We start from the raw sequence: 16,003 nt of genomic DNA on the forward strand, positions 1-16,003 counted from the left end.
TTACTCCTCGTTACTCCTCGTCGTATAAAGAATAATACTGGGTAGGATCTTGTTTACTACTGCCATGCCAGTAAAGTATTTTTTTATCTAGTAATCCATTTAAAATTTTTCTAGAATATGTATCTTTTTTCCCAAGAATTTCATTTGCTAACTTTACATTGATTTCATTAGATGGGTAAACATATTGAATTATCTTTCTTTCGTCTTTAGAAAGGTATTGCATTACTTCTTCAGTAACATGGTCATTAATTTTATCGTCTTTTCTTTTTTTTCTAGTCATAATATTATTTTCTAATTTTAATAAAACTGCTTTATTAGCAGGTTCTGAGTATTCAGGATCGTTTAAAAAATATTCTTTCATCTCATCATAAATCCTCTTCACTCCCTCATTCAGTTCTTTTACATATCCATAATCTGCCATTAATCGTGCAATTCTCGGATTTCTAGAAAAGCGCGTATATTTCAAATTATTAATATTTACCATATTCGGTAATTTTCCCGGACTAAAAATTTCTAATCGATCATCATACATAGAAATTTTAATGCAATCTCCAGTTAATGAATAATCTCTATGAACAACCGCATTCACTAAGCCCTCAAGCCAAGCAAACTCAGGGTATTCTGGCACAGTTATAAATTTCCCATTTCTATCTAGACTATTAAAATCTCTTAATTGACTGCTTACTAATTTGCTAACTTCTTCTATTAAAATTGGTAATGGATGGTCAAAACTTTGATCTTTAATTATATTAAGCCGAGATCCCGTTTCTTGAATTGTTCCCTCATATCTTATGAAACGAACTCTAGCATTCGGGATGTATTTACATGGGTTTTTAGCAAACATTAAAATTGCTGCATTTGAGTATCCTTTTTTATTTGTCGCTGTCCTAACATTCAAAATCTCATAGTCAGACTGATTTGTGTTCATCGCTGTCCTATAATCATCAAATAAACTTCTGTCTAAATCCTCCTCTTCAAAGTCTAAGTTCAGCTCATCTTCAAAAGATCGTTGACCTTTATCATACTCAAGACTCACTATTTGATTATGCTTAAGTTTATCTGTACTATCAGACTGCCTTAAATATACATTTTCACTATCGCGTACATATACTACTGAATCGGTTTTAGGTTCAATGTTAATTTCTAATATGTAATCATCGTTTAGAATTTCTATTTCTTCAATATTAAATTCTATGCTTGGCACCAAACCATTATTAATAAGACGCTTAATAGTTTCTAAATCTCTATTGTTATTATTTTTACAACCAGTCACATGACCATCATCACTTATACCTATAACTAGTGTCCCACCCTCAGCATTTGCAAAACCAACAATATGAGACAATAACTTTCTATCATCAATCTTTGCTTCTTTTCTATCAAAATGAGTACCTTCTTTTGTATTCTGATAATATTCCAATTTACACAAATCACGTTCCCTCTTTTCTTTAAACAGTCATACCTACCACATGGTATAATTTATAGTCTCTTTTTATATTTTAACTTGTGGTAATATCAAAGTAAACAAAGTGGTTAATAAGATATATAACCACAATTTGATAGGAGTAATTAATCATGTTTAAAGTTAAAAATACAAATAGTGAAATACTTAAGGCTTTTGCAAGCCTATTTAATGATGCTACAAGTCATATCGAAGAATTTGAAGTACGTTTAAGCATGTATCCAGATTTAGCTAACGAAGTAGATTATAACGAAAATCAAATCAGCATCAGAAATGATTTTAAATATTTAATGGATTTATATGGCGAGCAAGGCACTTTTTCAATAATATCTGAAAGATTATTTAAAGGACTCTATTCGTGGCTAACTAATAATTTTGATCATTCTGAAGTTAATGATCAATTTTTTACTATAAAAGAAGAAATAATTTCTAAATTCAAAATTGAAAACAGCAGCAATTTTTCCAATTATCTGAAATTTTTGTTTTATAAAGATGGACTTATGAAGTTTTCATCCAGAGAAATTAAAAACATTTTAGTTAACCAACATTTTTATGGTACCAAACTAAAGCTATCAAATAGATTTCAATTAAATCAAAAAACAAATATGAGCACTGAATCTATCAATATTGTTGAAGCAAGATTAAAGCAGTTAAAATATAAAAAACCTAAAAAATTTACTAATTCTTATTCTTACGAAAGTCAAAATTTAAGCAAATTAGCACATTCATTATCGAACCAACGCAACATTGCCTCTACTTCTAAGTCTTATAACAATAATCAGTTTAAATTAGCTGACATTCAAAAAAGCTTCTTTATAACTTATAAAAATTATCTTGCTTCTACTAATCAAAGCACTTCTACATTAAATGAAAATAGTTTGAATCATTATGTGAAGAAATTGTTACAACATGTCGCCAAAATCAGTGACAACACGTTCTCTAATAAATTCTATACATACAATGATGCGCTGTTAATTATAAGTTACAGCCTTCTCAAAAAGTTTTTACCAGATAATCTATATTTAAAATTATTAGAAAATAATACAATTGAACTGGCTTCAGAAAATCAACAACACTTGCAAATAGATAGTATATTGTCAGAGCTAGTAAAGAAAAATTATCAAAAGAAACAACTAAATAAAGATTTTTCTGAATTTGTTAAATTATTAAGCGACATTATTCCCGTACATTTAGTAATAGGTAAAGCAGACACTATTACTAGATTATTGAATTCAGCACCAAAGAAACAAAAAGAGATTTTTATTGAAGAAGCGACATATCATTTTGAAAAAGACTTATCTTATTATCCATTACATCAAGTTTATAAAGATTTTTTCGTTTATTATTTCAAAGGATACAATGATCTCATATCAATAAATCAATATATACTTTCTACAGTTAAACATAATATGCATGCAAATCACACATTCAATAGTTTTTTTAATATATTTGAATTTAATAAATCTTTATTTGACAGTATTATGACTTTTGAATTTATAGATATTGAGAAGCATAATACTCTATCTAGTAGTAAAAATCCATTGCAATTTCATGCTAATCTCAACCATCTAAAAAGTGAAACCACACTTTCATTTTTAGAAACACTTTCATTTATGCACGAATATCAATTTGGAATAATAAAAAAAACTTAAACTTTTTTTCATCCATCAAAGCTTGATATGTAAGGCTTTTTCTTAAAAATCTTCCTAATTACATTTTATACTATGGCGCAAACATCCTTTCATTAAGGTGTTTGCGCTTTTTTCGTATTCTATCTATCTGGAAGATTGTTAGCGATAATGGAAAAATTTAGTTTTAAGATATGAAACATAGTTAGTAATTACTAATTATAAAAGATATCAATGAATTGAGGTGAGTTTAATCATGGCTAACGGTGGTTCCAATTACAACTTGCTTTATAAAGCGGCACTATCTGTAACTTATAAGCAGTTAACTTCTGGCACACAATATAGTTTCAACGAGTTGAATCGCTATCTTGGTATACCATGTACTACTACTGAACAACAACAGGCTGGACAAAAGTACGCTGCATGGGCAAAGAAGAACCCACATATTGTGGAGATAATATGTGGGATTTCACCCTTAATTTATAAAAAGAAATAATTATTGAAATTTGGAGGTTATCAATATGACTAATAAAGTAATATTTAAACGTAATCAGTATGCATTGACGAAACCAGGACGGTGGACAAAAGAAGTCCAACCCACTACTAAAGATGGTAAAGTGACATACTTGGATTTGGGAGGTTATATCAATATCACTGATCGCTTCCAAGATCCAACATCTGGGAAAGAACGCTTAATCTTAGAAAACGAGTATGGTAATACTGTTATTCGTGATGCCGACATCTTAACGCCTATGAAACTTCCTTCCTTAATGGGTTACGGCTTTACGATTAACACTCGATATATCCACGAATTGGGCTATGCATTGCAATTAATGCGTGAAAGTCTGCCAATGGCCACTTTGTATAGCGGTTCTGGCGTAATTAACACAAAAGATGGATTAGTAATCAATACCAACTATATTGAATATCATCCATCAATACCACAAAACACACAAATTTTGTGTGATGGAAAATATGACCTTGAACCTAAGGGGAGCTATGCACAATGGTTATTAATGTACGATGCAGAAGTTAAAGGTCATTTAATGCTTGAAATGGCAGTTACAATGGGCGTTAGTGCCCTTGTAACAAGCTACTTAAACAAAATAGACCTAATAGAATTCGGGGGTACAATATACTCTCTAACGGGTCACAGTAGTTCAGGTAAGACAACAGCTGCAATGTTAGCTGTTTCTGTAGGTGGAGCTCCAACAAAAGGAACAAGCACACTATTTCGTAGTTGGAATACAACTCGTAATGGTTTAGAAGGTTTTATCAATGAAAATTACGGGATACTTGTTGCTTTTGATGAATTGTCGACTGCCACATTCCCTGATACGACAGGCTTACTCTATTCTATAGCTGAAGGGCAAGGCCGTCAAAGAGCGAATGTTCATGGTGAAGCCAAAGAAACGAAGACCTGGTCAACATCGCTTGTTTCCACTTCTGAATATAGCATTTTTTCTAATAGCGCTAAGAATGACGGATTATACGTTCGCACAATAGAGTTAAATGATGTATTCACTCACAGTGCTGATAACGCAGACAATATAAAACTAGGTGTACGACAAAATTATGGTCATCTATTACCTTTAATCGGTTCTTTTCTCTTAAATCATGAAAATACGGTTAGAACTTTTTTCGAAGAAGAACAGCAATGGTTCAAACATGCGTTAAGCAATGAAAAAGAAAAAACAGGACAACGTATGTTCAACCGTTATGCAGTATTTGTTACTTCTGCACGTATATTATCAACTGTAACAAATCGATCTGTATTATTAGATGAAATGCGAGAGTATTTACTAAACTATCATAACGAAACAATAGCTGAACGGTCATTAGCCGATAAAGCAATCGAACTAATTGTCCAATTTGTAGCACAGTACAGAAATAAATTTTCAGATGATGGTCGATTATCAAATATGCTGGAAGGGTTTGGTCTCATAGAACTTAAAGATGACCACATCCAAGTTAAAATAATTGCCAAAGTTTTCAAAGATATGCTTAATAATAATCAATTTCAAGACAGCAACAATGTAATAGAAGCTTTAAAAGAAAAAGGTTATATGGATTCTGATCGAGATAGACAGACAACAAAGCGCAGTGTCAAAGATGCTCAAGGAAAATCTAGGAGTATTGTATTCTATCATCTTAAATTGGATAAAGAACTTGCACCTATTTTTGGCTTAAGTTCCAATACAGAAACTTTCATATCACCGAAATTTGATGATAATACAAATCCAGATTTGCTTAATAATTTTATTAAACAAGCGAAAGAAAAAGAAGCAAGTGACGATTTAGAACTATAAATTTAAATATTATACCGCTACAACGCTCTATGCGTTGTAGCTCATTAAATCAACCGGAGGAATAAACTATGAATGTAATTGTATTAGCACATAATATTACAGATGAAAGAGAAGCCTACTTAGACGAACCTATTGATACTGTAAGAGCATATTGTAAAGAACATAGTTATAAAATCACAAAAGATTATAACGACGATAACCAATTAATAAATGATATTAAACTGAAGCACGTCAAACCTAAACGTATTGTCTTTTGGGGCATTTATGAAGATTATCCTAAATTGGTCAAACTCTGCTCAACACGAGGTATTGAACTCATTACAACGTTTCCAATGTTGGTATAACACTTTTATTACTATCATAATCAATTGGGAGGAAGAATATGGACGAATTAATCACATTACTCACTGATTTAGTGATTGAAGAAATCAATCACTCTGATGACTAATAATAGCGCCCAACACCTGACTGGTGTTGGGCTTATATATAAATTCGTTCATAAATATATATTATCAATGTGGAAGGAGGAAATACGATGAAACAAGCAATTGGTTACTTACGACAGAGCACTACAAAGCAACAATCCCTAGCAGCACAGAAACAAACCATCAAGGCATTAGCCAAAAAGCATAATATTCCACACATCACCTTTTATAGCGATAAGCAATCAGGACGCACTGATAAGCGGAATGGTTATCAACAAATTACTGAACTGATTCAACAAGGACAATGTGACGTATTGTGTTGCTATCGTCTGAATCGACTTCATCGTAACCTAAAAAATGCATTAAAACTCATGAAATTGTGTCAAACGTATCATGTTCATATCTTAAGTGTTCGTGATGGCTATTTTGATATGGATAAAGCATTCGATCGGCTCAAACTCAATATTTTCATCAGTTTGGCTGAACTCGAATCAGATAATATTGGTGAACAAGTCAAAAATGGCCTTCGAGAAAAAGCAAAACAAGGTAAACTGATTACGACTCATGCACCCTTTGGTTATCACTATCATAACGGTACTTTCATGCTAAACAACACAGAGGCACCAACCGTAAAAGCAGTATTCAGTTATTATCTTCAAGGCTATGGTTATAAAAAAATTGCACAGTACTTAGAAGCTGACGAGAAATTCATCAATCGTAAACCCTATCAAGTACGTAATATTATCATGAACCCCAATTATTGTGGTCGAGTCCTTAATCAATACGGACAATATGACAACATGTGTCCTTCTATTGTTTCGACAAGTATATATGAACAAGCTCAAGCGATACGGTCACAGAAACAACTCAAACGGACATCGTCAGCTAATCAACTCAAACAAAAAATCAAATGTCCTTATTGTGGTTCAACGTTGACTAATATAACCATTAGAAAAAAGCACCGTACATTACGTTATTATGTCTGTCCACAAAATATGAATGCATCTCGTTTTGTCTGTGAATTCAAAGGAATCAACGCACAATCATTAGAAGCGAGTGTCTTAGCTACATGTCAAGATTTCTTTCAAAATCAACATCTGTATTCAAAAATCAACCATACAATCCAAAAACGACTCAAAAAACAAAAAGACATAGAAGCTAAAAGTACAGTCACGCAAGAACAACTGATAGAAAAATTAGCCCAAGGTAAAATTGATGCAGAAACATTCAGAGAACAAACGCAATCATTTCGACAACAGTCAAAACCTATAACATCAATCCATACGCATCAAATTCAAAAGGCTTTACAAAATGTCATTCAACAACGTTTCACATTAAACATGTTGTACCCTTACATTGATGAAATTCATATTACCAAAAATAAAATACTTACGGGTATCTATTTCAAAAATGAACCCTTAAACATCGTCAATCAAACAGCACAATCATCGATTGCTTAATCAGAAAGGATGAAAAATCATGCAACAACTCAAACAAAAACGTGTCGGTATCTATGTCCGCGTATCAACAGAAATGCAAAGTGCAGAGGGTTATAGTATCGACGGTCAAATCAATCAAATCAAAGAATATTGTAACTTCCATCATTTCGAAGTCAAAGATATATACGCTGATCGTGGTATTTCAGGAAAGTCTATGAACCGCCCTGCACTTCAACGTATGTTACATGATGCGGATAAAGGTCATATTGATTGTGTTATGGTGTATAAAACAAATCGACTCGCACGTAATACATCAGACTTACTCAAAATTGTCGAAGATTTGCATAAACAAAATGTCGAATTTTTCAGTTTGTCTGAACGTATGGAAGTCAACACTTCTTCTGGTAAACTCATGTTACAAATACTTGCAAGTTTTTCCGAATTTGAAAGAAATACCATTTTAGAGAATATTTACACCGGACAACATCAAAGAGCCTTAGAAGGCTATTACCAAGGTAATATTCCTTTAGGATATTCTAATATACCAGATAATAAAAAAGATTTGATGATTAATCAGCATGAAGCTAATATTGTGAAATATATTTTTGAATCTTACACCAAAGGTCATGGTTATCGTAAAATTGCCAACGCACTCAATCATAAAGGTTATGTCACTAAGAAAGGTAATCCTTTTAGTATTTCAGCTGTTACTTATATTCTCTCAAACCCATTCTATATTGGTAAAATCCAATTCGCGAAATACAAAGATTGGAATGATAAACGTCGTAAAGGCTTGAATGATAAACCAGTAATCGCCGAAGGCAAACACACCCCTATTATTAGCCAATCATTATGGGATAAAGTCCAAGCACGTAAAAAACAAGTAAGTGAAAAACCACAAGTTCATGGTAAAGGAACCAATATTTTAACTGGATTAATTTCGTGTCCCCAATGTTCTGCTTCAATGTCTGCGAGCACGACAGTTAATACACTTAAAGATGGTACTAAAAAACGCATTCGCTACTATTCGTGTAGTAACTTTCGTAATAAAGGGTCAAAAGTATGTTCTGCGAATAGTGTCAGAGCCGATGTAATTGAAAAATATGTTATGGATCAAATACTCGAAATAGTCAAAAGTGATAAAGTTATCAAACAAGTTGTCGAACGTGTCAATCAAGAGAATAGAGTCGATGTAGCTGCGCTCAATCATGATATTGCTTATAAACAACAACAATTTGATGAAATTAACACTAAACTTAAAAATCTAGTTCAAACCATCGAAGACAATCCAGACTTAACATCTGCACTCAAACCAACCATTCATCAATATGAAACACAACTCAATGACATTACAAATCAAATGAATCAACTCAAGCACCAACAAAATCAAGAGAAACCATCTTATGATACGAAACAAATCGCTGCCCTATTACAACAAATATTTCAAAACATAGAATCAATGGATAAAGCACAACTCAAAGCATTATATCTTACAGTCATTGACCGTATTGATATTCGTAAAGACGGTAATCATAAAAAACAGTTCTACGTTACACTAAAACTCAATAATGAAATTATTAAACAACTTTTCAATAATACCCCTCTCGACGAAGTGCTCCTCAGCACTTCGTCTTTATTTTTGCCTCAAACGCTCTTTCTTCAAATCTAATATCTATGTACTGTCCTTTCGTCATTCAATAACACCTATCTAACAAATATCTTCAACACGCTAACAAATCATGGCTCAATGTGAAGCTTATATTGATATGACGAAAGAACATCCCAAAACAAAATATAAGTGGGATAGTAACGGGATTGGCTAACTTCATGTAGGAGAAGGATTACGCAAGCGTAATCCCAAAATCCCATTATTATTTATAAATAAATAATATAAAAAGAAAAAAGTAAATCATAACCACACCTATTAATCCAAATGATATATAAATATATAACTATATTTCCCGACAAATGAATGGGATAACGGGATTTCCTTGTCATATCAACAATTGTGACGACTTTCGATTGGGATCTTTTCTGTATTTCAGTGGGATTTCCAGGCGAAACAAACGGTATTTCAAACTTATATTATCAAAATGATGTATCACATGCATACATCAATCAAATATATTAGGAGGTCATAACAATGACATTAGAACTACAACTCAAGCACTATATAACCAACTTATTCAATCTGCCAAGGGATGAAAAATGGGAATGTGAATCTATCGAGGAAATCGCTGATGATATCCTACCAGACCAATATGTAAGGCTTGGGTCACTCAGTAATAAAATACTACAGACTAATACCTACTACTCTGATACACTTCACAAAAGCAATATATATCCGTTCATTCTCTATTATCAGAAACAACTCATAGCTATCGGCTATATCGATGAAAATCACGATATGGATTTCTTATACCTACACAACACTATCATGCCCCTTTTGGATCAACGATACTTACTAACAGGAGGACAATAATATGCATAAATACATCAAAATTACACAACTCGTCATTACAATTCTCAATGAAATTATCATTTGGATGAAAGAATCAGAACGAAAGGAAAACGCTTATGAATAGATATATCACCCGCGGTATTGCCAATAATTTGCCAACAAACCTACAACACCTATTATGGCAACTTGTAGCGCAACGTGAAAACGAACAGTCCAAGGAACTAGAAGCAATAGATTACTTTCATGTCTTCCAGTTCAACATGCACAATAATCAATTATATGTAAAACACAAACAAGAACGTCCTGAGTATGTCAAAATTCATAAAGCTAATTATTCAAAAGCTATCAATATGAATAAGGTCTATATTATCCGAGAAGATGATGTAGACCTTTCTTATTACGTCATGTTACTACCTGAAGAATATTAATAGGAGGCATCAATCATGCAGAATATACAATGTATATTAGAAACTGAAGCAATATTTAGTGACGATAATCAACATCGTTATTTACTCAAAAAAACGTGGGACAAAGATAAAAAGATAATTTCAGTTATAACTTGTTATCCAAATTTTGAAGGAACCCAAAAATTAGATTTAACGACTCAATTAATTCTAAATAAAGTATCTGAGATGAAAGACTTCGGATCAATTAATTTTGTGAACCTATATTCAAACATGATAACAACCACAAATATAAAGCATATGGCAAATAGTCATGATAAGCATACTGATATTCATATTATGAAAGTAGTGAAAGAATCGGATGAAGTGATATTAGCTTGGGGCTCCTATGCTAAGAAGCCAGTTGTTGAAGCACGTGTAAATGAAATATTAGAGATGTTGAAACCACATAAAAAGAAAGTGAAACAACTCATCAACCCAGAAACGAATGAAATTATGCATCCACTCAACCCTAAGGCACGTCAAAAATGGATTTTGAAATCATAGCAAATACATGGAGGTCAATATGGAAACAAAACAAATCAACATCGTTTCACTGCAAATGATTAAAATAGATACTTTGAGTTATCTTAAAAGACGAATTACGAGTCCCCACCAAATTGTAAAGTATTCAAATAGAGTTTTTTTAATAATGCATAGATGATACATTTATTTTACTTTAATTATAATTAGCTGAAAAATTATATACAAGAAAGGTTCAGTCACTAACTCATTTATAGTGTATGATGATGGAAAATTAATTAAGAATAAAACGTTGACCAATATTGACCTTTAGTTTAGAATAAGCTTAATTATATGGCGAAGGGTGATAAAATGATTGTTGGTAATTACCATTACAATGAGGTTTATGATGAATATACTAGTTTGAAAGTTTGGAGGTACATGGAAAGCGAGGATGTTGATTTAGAAACAGCATTAAATCATCTAGGACTAGATTATATAGATGCATTACCAGATGAAGAAGATATTCCTGAACTTGAGAAGGAAAAACAAAAATTAATTGAACGAGGATACTAATAAATGCGGTTAGAGAAATGTTTCTCTAACCGCATTATGATTTATTTTTTTATTGCTGACTTGCCATTAATTCTGCTTGCTCTACAACTTGTTCCACAGCCATTTTTTGAAGATCTGGTGGATAGCCATATTTCTTTAATAGGCGTCTAACTTGAACTCTCATTTTAGCTTTAGCACTGTCTCGTTTAGACCAATCAACACTCATGTTATCCTTAACTGTTTTAGTTAACTCATGTGCAATGGCTCTTAACTCTTTATCGCCCAAAGCTTCTTTAGCTGTTTCATGTGAAGCTAATGCATCATAAAAAGCAATTTCTTCTGTACTCAAGCCTAAATTTTTACCTCGTTGCTGCTCTTGATTAATTTCTTTTGCCATTTGTATTAATTCTTCAATAACTTTAGAAGCTTCTATAGACCGATTGTTGTATTTTTGAATAGATTTACCTAGCATTTCAGAAAATTGTTTGGATACGGTTGCGTTAGTTTTCATTAATGACTTAACTTGACCTTTAAGTAATTTATTCAATAATTCAACTGCTACATTTTTCTGTTGTAATCCTTCTACATCTTTTAAGAAATCGTCAGATAAAATAGAGATATCTGGGTTTTCTAAACCGAGTGTTTGATATATATCTACAACTTCTTCAGTTACAACGGATTTTGATATCAACTGATTAATTTCAGCTTCAACTTCAGCTGGGGATTTTTTACGTTCATCATCTCCTGGTGGTGGCGCTAATAATTTAATGATGCCTGCTTTAACGGCTTTTAAGAACGCGATTTCACTATTTAATTCTTGAGCTGCTTCTTCTGTTGCACATAACGCGAATGCTTTACCAAGTTCAGTGACTGTATTCACAAATCTTTGTCTTTCTTCTTCGCCTAAGCCAATTACATAATCCATCGTACTTGAGATGACATTATATCGATCAGATTTTTTATCTGATTCGAAGTCAGAATAATCATGATTATATAACATATCTTGAATGACATCGTATTTCATTAACATAATTTCTAAAGCTTTATCTGTATCCACACCGGTTTGATCTTTATCAGAATCAGTATACTCTTTTAAAGCTTCTTTAAGACTTTCAGCGATACCTACATAGTCCACAATTAATCCACCAGGTTTGTCTTTAAACACTCTATTCACACGTGCAATTGCTTGCATTAGATTATGACCATGCATTGGTTTATCAATATACATCGTATGCATAGAAGGCACGTCAAAACCTGTTAACCACATATCTCTCACGATAACGAGTTGTAATTCATCTTCAACATCTTTCATACGGCTTTCCAGTAAGTTTCTTCTTTTTTTAGGACCAATGTGTCTCTGGAAGTTTTTAGGGTCGCTTGAGGAACCTGTCATCACAACTTTGATAACACCTTGGTTATCATCATCTGAATGCCATTCAGGTTTTAACCTTACAATTTCATCATATAAATCAACCGCTATACGGCGACTCATTGTGACAATCATGCCTTTACCTTTCATCGCTTTTTGTCTTGTTTCAAAGTGATTGATAATATCAGTTGCTAAAGAATGAACACGTTGTTCTGAGCCTGATAATGCTTCTATTCGAGACCATTTAGACTTTAATCGTGTTTTGACATCGTCTTCTTGTCCGGAAGTAATATCATCATAAGCTGCATCAATATCTAAATCTGTAGGTAAATTTAATGGGATTATTCGACTTTCATAATATATTTTAACCGTACTACCGTCTTCAACAGCTTGCGTCATATCATACACATCAATGTAATTTCCAAAAACCATCTGTGTATTTTTGTCTGTCGAAGATACAGGCGTTCCAGTGAATCCAACAAATGAAGCATTAGGTAAAGCATCTCTTAAATATTTGGCATAACCATATTTAATACCTTCACCTTTTTCGTCGTAAGATGCGCTAAAACCGTATTGTGTACGGTGTGCTTCATCGGCCATTACAATAACATTTCTACGTTCTGTTAAGGCATCCATAGTAACTTTGCCTTCTTCTGGTTCGAATTTCTGCATTGTTGTAAATACAATACCTCCAGATTCAACTGACAATAGTTCTTTCAACTCTTTACGAGAATCTGCTTGTTTAGGCGTCTGTCTTAATAACCCCTTACCAGAACGACCTTTAGATTTTACAAAGGTACTATGTAATTGATTATCTAAGTCGTTACGGTCAGTTACCACAACTAAAGTAGGATTATTTAAATTTTGAATTAATTTTCCCGAAAAGAAAACCATAGTCAAACTTTTACCTGAGCCCTGAGTATGCCAAATAACGCCACCTTTACCATCTCCCTGGTCAGAAGTGGCTTCTATTGCGCGATCAACGGCTTTATTAACCGCATAATATTGATGATAAGCAGCTAAAATTTTAACAATATTACCTTTACCATCATCTTGAAATAAAATGAAATGTCGAATTAAATCTAATAATACTTCTTTATTTAACATGCCATGGATTAATACATCTAAACTTGCCATTGTAGACGAAGCTTCAGTCTTACCATCTTTTGTTCGCCATGTCATGAAACGATCATAATCTGCAGTCATAGAGCCCGCTTTTGTATTAATACCATCACTTGTCACCAATACAGCATTGTGATTAAATAATTGAGGAATTCTCATTTTATAAGTTTCCAATTGATGATAACCATCTTCTACACCCACAGATTCATTAGTAGAACTTTTAAGTTCAATGACAACAACAGGTAAACCATTGATAAACAATACAACGTCTGGTCGTTTATTGTCATCACCATTTACTACCGTCAATTGATTCACAGCCAGGAAGTCATTATTTACTGGGTTATTAAAGTCGAATACATAAACCAAATCATTGATTGTTTCTCCATCTTCATTATAATGTTCTACTTCAATCCCATTTGTGATCATTTCATGGAATATTCTATTATTTTCAATTGAATTTGGTGATTTTTCTATGGATATTTCATGAATTGCTTGTTGAATTGCATTGTTGTGTAAATCTGGGTTAATACGTCTTAAAGCGTTTTCTAAACGGTTATCCAGCACAATGTCTTTATCGCTTTCTCGTTCAGGCGTAATACCTGTTTCACTAATTTCTCTGCCATTCTTAATTTTATAACCCAGTTCTTCAAACCATTCAAGCGCAACTTGTTCTAAATCGTCCTCACTAAATTGAAAGCTCATCTTCATTCACCTCGATATGGTCAGGTATCTCTATTTCACCCGACATTAATTTTGGTAGTAACGTGTCACGAAGTTCGGCTAAATCTTGATTTTCATCTTCACAATTATTTTTTTGGTTAAATAAACAGCTAACTTTACTATTAAATTGGTCTATTATATTCGTATTAGGAGTTAAGTACACAAGATACTTTATGTTAGCAATAGTAATTTGAGGCTGTGCTGAGCCTGTTGTATAGCGTTTAAAATCATTATATTTATAAAGTTCCTTAAAATAGTAAAAATAATTTTTTTGCTTTTCATCGAGAACAATTGAGTTATTTGTAACAAATGATTTTTCTTTAGAAATATGAATTTTTCCTGAAGCAGCACCCCGACAAGAAATTAGAATTTTTGGAGTTTCATACATATAATTTGAGTAATAACCAATAATACCATTTCCACCAAAAACTGGATAACCATTATTCAATATTTTTTTAGTCGGTAAATTCTTACCATAATTTATTTTAAAAATATCGTTCAATTTTTGGACTTTCCAACTCAATGGTATTTTTCCTAATTCGCTATCAATCATCTCTCCACCACTTGATTTGTACGGATTGCTATTTTCATCAGGGAATTCAAAATCAACAAACCAACGTTTAAATAGTGTTTGTGAAAGTTCTTCCAGGTTTGCTATGATATTTTGATTGATTTCTATTTTTTTATCTAAATTTGATAATAATCTACCAATGTTTTTTTGATGACTATCACTCGGTACTTTTACAATGAAGTTCTCTAAAGTCTTTTTGTTTACAGAACTAAAGATTGTTCCTGTGGAGTGAGATTCCAATTCATTTAGTTTTGATTTTAATAAATAAAATAAAAACTCTTGATTGCTATTAGTAGAATTTATTGCACATAATCCTCTACCAATACATAAATCAACAGGTGCTATATTCATATCTCCTACGGGTGCTCTAACAGAAAATAAAATATCATTTTTATTAGCTAATTTAGTGATTTTATTTGTATAAGTATCAATTAATGGATAAATATGCTGAAATGTTCTATTTCCCTGTAAAAATGGTGTTCCTTCAAATTCACTATAGAATTCTGATCTAGGGGATTGACCCATATTTATATTAGATATCTCACCTAATTTGACTTCTTTAAACTCCATAACCTAATCCCTCCAATGATTTACGGATTTGGTCCTCGAGTTCTTTTGATTTAGCAAATTGCTCACTTAAATCTGCTGTAATTCGATCCATTTTTTGTTCAAATGGTTCTGAATCTTCTTCAACATCTGCTAAACCAACGTAACGACCAGGTGTTAAGATATATTCGTTATCTTTAATTTCTTCAGTTTTAGCTACTTTACAGAATCCTGCTTTATCTTCATATTGATTATCATTTGTTCCACGCCATGAATGATATACACTTGCTATATCTTTAATTTCTTCATTGGAGAATTCTTTTAGTGTTCTAGATACCATACTTCCAACATTTCTTGCATCGAGTCAAGTCCAGACTCCTGTGAAAAATGCTATACAATGTTTTTACCATTTCTACTTATCAAAATTGATGTATTTTCTTGAAGAATAAATCAATTAATCAAGTAGGTCCATAAGAACGGCTCCAATTAAT

At 32.3% G+C, this 16,003-nt stretch carries 13 protein-coding genes and 2 pseudogenes; 11 read left to right on the top strand and 4 right to left on the bottom strand.

Annotated features, from left to right (window positions below):
• Window positions 1-10 precede the first annotated feature (10 nt).
• Window positions 11-1,429: an RNA-binding domain-containing protein gene (locus tag KA894_RS14200; RefSeq protein WP_031920597.1), complete on the bottom strand. Its 1,419-nt coding sequence runs from the start codon at window positions 1,427-1,429 to the stop codon at window positions 11-13.
• Between the two features lie 146 nt (window positions 1,430-1,575).
• Between KA894_RS14200 and KA894_RS14205 the strand changes: the two genes are divergently transcribed.
• The 11 genes and pseudogenes from KA894_RS14205 to KA894_RS14255 all read left to right on the top strand — a co-directional run bounded on the left by KA894_RS14205 (window position 1,576) and on the right by KA894_RS14255 (window position 11,205).
• Window positions 1,576-3,114 (top strand): hypothetical protein, encoded by a 1,539-nt coding sequence (locus KA894_RS14205; protein ID WP_031920596.1) that lies wholly within the window; start codon window positions 1,576-1,578, stop codon window positions 3,112-3,114.
• 232 nt (window positions 3,115-3,346) lie between these two features.
• On the top strand, window positions 3,347-3,586 hold the full coding sequence (locus KA894_RS14210; RefSeq protein WP_210134027.1) for a hypothetical protein: 240 nt from the start codon (window positions 3,347-3,349) through the stop codon (window positions 3,584-3,586).
• A 25-nt stretch (window positions 3,587-3,611) separates the two neighbouring features.
• On the top strand, window positions 3,612-5,399 hold the full coding sequence (gene cch1, locus KA894_RS14215) for a cassette chromosome replicative helicase (protein WP_210134028.1): 1,788 nt from the start codon (window positions 3,612-3,614) through the stop codon (window positions 5,397-5,399).
• Window positions 5,400-5,467: 68 nt separating this feature from the next.
• The gene (locus KA894_RS14220; RefSeq protein ID WP_031920593.1) at window positions 5,468-5,743 is read left to right on the top strand and encodes a recombinase family protein; all 276 of its coding nucleotides are present in this window, start codon (window positions 5,468-5,470) and stop codon (window positions 5,741-5,743) included.
• 191 nt (window positions 5,744-5,934) lie between these two features.
• The gene (gene ccrA, locus KA894_RS14225; protein WP_210134029.1) at window positions 5,935-7,284 is read left to right on the top strand and encodes a cassette chromosome recombinase CcrA; all 1,350 of its coding nucleotides are present in this window, start codon (window positions 5,935-5,937) and stop codon (window positions 7,282-7,284) included.
• A gap of 19 nt (window positions 7,285-7,303) precedes the next feature.
• Window positions 7,304-8,932, top strand: coding sequence for a cassette chromosome recombinase CcrB (gene ccrB / locus KA894_RS14230; RefSeq protein WP_210134030.1), 1,629 nt, complete (start codon window positions 7,304-7,306; stop codon window positions 8,930-8,932).
• Between the two features lie 474 nt (window positions 8,933-9,406).
• Window positions 9,407-9,745 carry an SAUGI family uracil-DNA glycosylase inhibitor gene (locus KA894_RS14235; protein ID WP_210134031.1) on the top strand — a complete coding sequence of 113 codons (339 nt, stop codon included), beginning with the start codon at window positions 9,407-9,409 and terminating at the stop codon, window positions 9,743-9,745.
• Between the two features lie 95 nt (window positions 9,746-9,840).
• A complete protein-coding gene (locus KA894_RS14240; RefSeq protein WP_047505055.1) occupies window positions 9,841-10,152 on the top strand; it encodes a DUF960 family protein in 312 nt (103 codons plus the stop codon).
• A gap of 15 nt (window positions 10,153-10,167) precedes the next feature.
• Window positions 10,168-10,674: a DUF1643 domain-containing protein gene (locus KA894_RS14245; RefSeq protein WP_210134032.1), complete on the top strand. Its 507-nt coding sequence runs from the start codon at window positions 10,168-10,170 to the stop codon at window positions 10,672-10,674.
• 19 nt (window positions 10,675-10,693) lie between these two features.
• Window positions 10,694-10,780 (top strand): annotated as a pseudogene (locus KA894_RS14250) (JAB domain-containing protein); the annotation flags it as partial.
• A 221-nt stretch (window positions 10,781-11,001) separates the two neighbouring features.
• On the top strand, window positions 11,002-11,205 hold the full coding sequence (locus KA894_RS14255) for a hypothetical protein (protein ID WP_011302053.1): 204 nt from the start codon (window positions 11,002-11,004) through the stop codon (window positions 11,203-11,205).
• 49 nt (window positions 11,206-11,254) lie between these two features.
• Here the strand turns inward: KA894_RS14255 and KA894_RS14260 are convergent, their stop codons facing one another.
• From KA894_RS14260 to KA894_RS14270, 3 genes and pseudogenes are all read right to left on the bottom strand, one after another.
• Window positions 11,255-14,377 carry a type I restriction endonuclease subunit R gene (locus KA894_RS14260; RefSeq protein ID WP_210134033.1) on the bottom strand — a complete coding sequence of 1,041 codons (3,123 nt, stop codon included), beginning with the start codon at window positions 14,375-14,377 and terminating at the stop codon, window positions 11,255-11,257.
• Window positions 14,361-15,536 carry a restriction endonuclease subunit S gene (locus KA894_RS14265; RefSeq protein ID WP_210134034.1) on the bottom strand — a complete coding sequence of 392 codons (1,176 nt, stop codon included), beginning with the start codon at window positions 15,534-15,536 and terminating at the stop codon, window positions 14,361-14,363. Before KA894_RS14265 ends, KA894_RS14260 begins: the two co-directional genes overlap by 17 nt.
• Window positions 15,526-15,876: pseudogene (locus KA894_RS14270) on the bottom strand (N-6 DNA methylase); the annotation flags it as partial. The gene KA894_RS14265 and the pseudogene KA894_RS14270, both read right to left, overlap by 11 nt.
• Window positions 15,877-16,003 lie beyond the last annotated feature (127 nt).

The organism is Staphylococcus sp. GDY8P131P (genome assembly GCF_017891975.1).
Taxonomy (GTDB): domain Bacteria; phylum Bacillota; class Bacilli; order Staphylococcales; family Staphylococcaceae; genus Staphylococcus; species Staphylococcus nepalensis.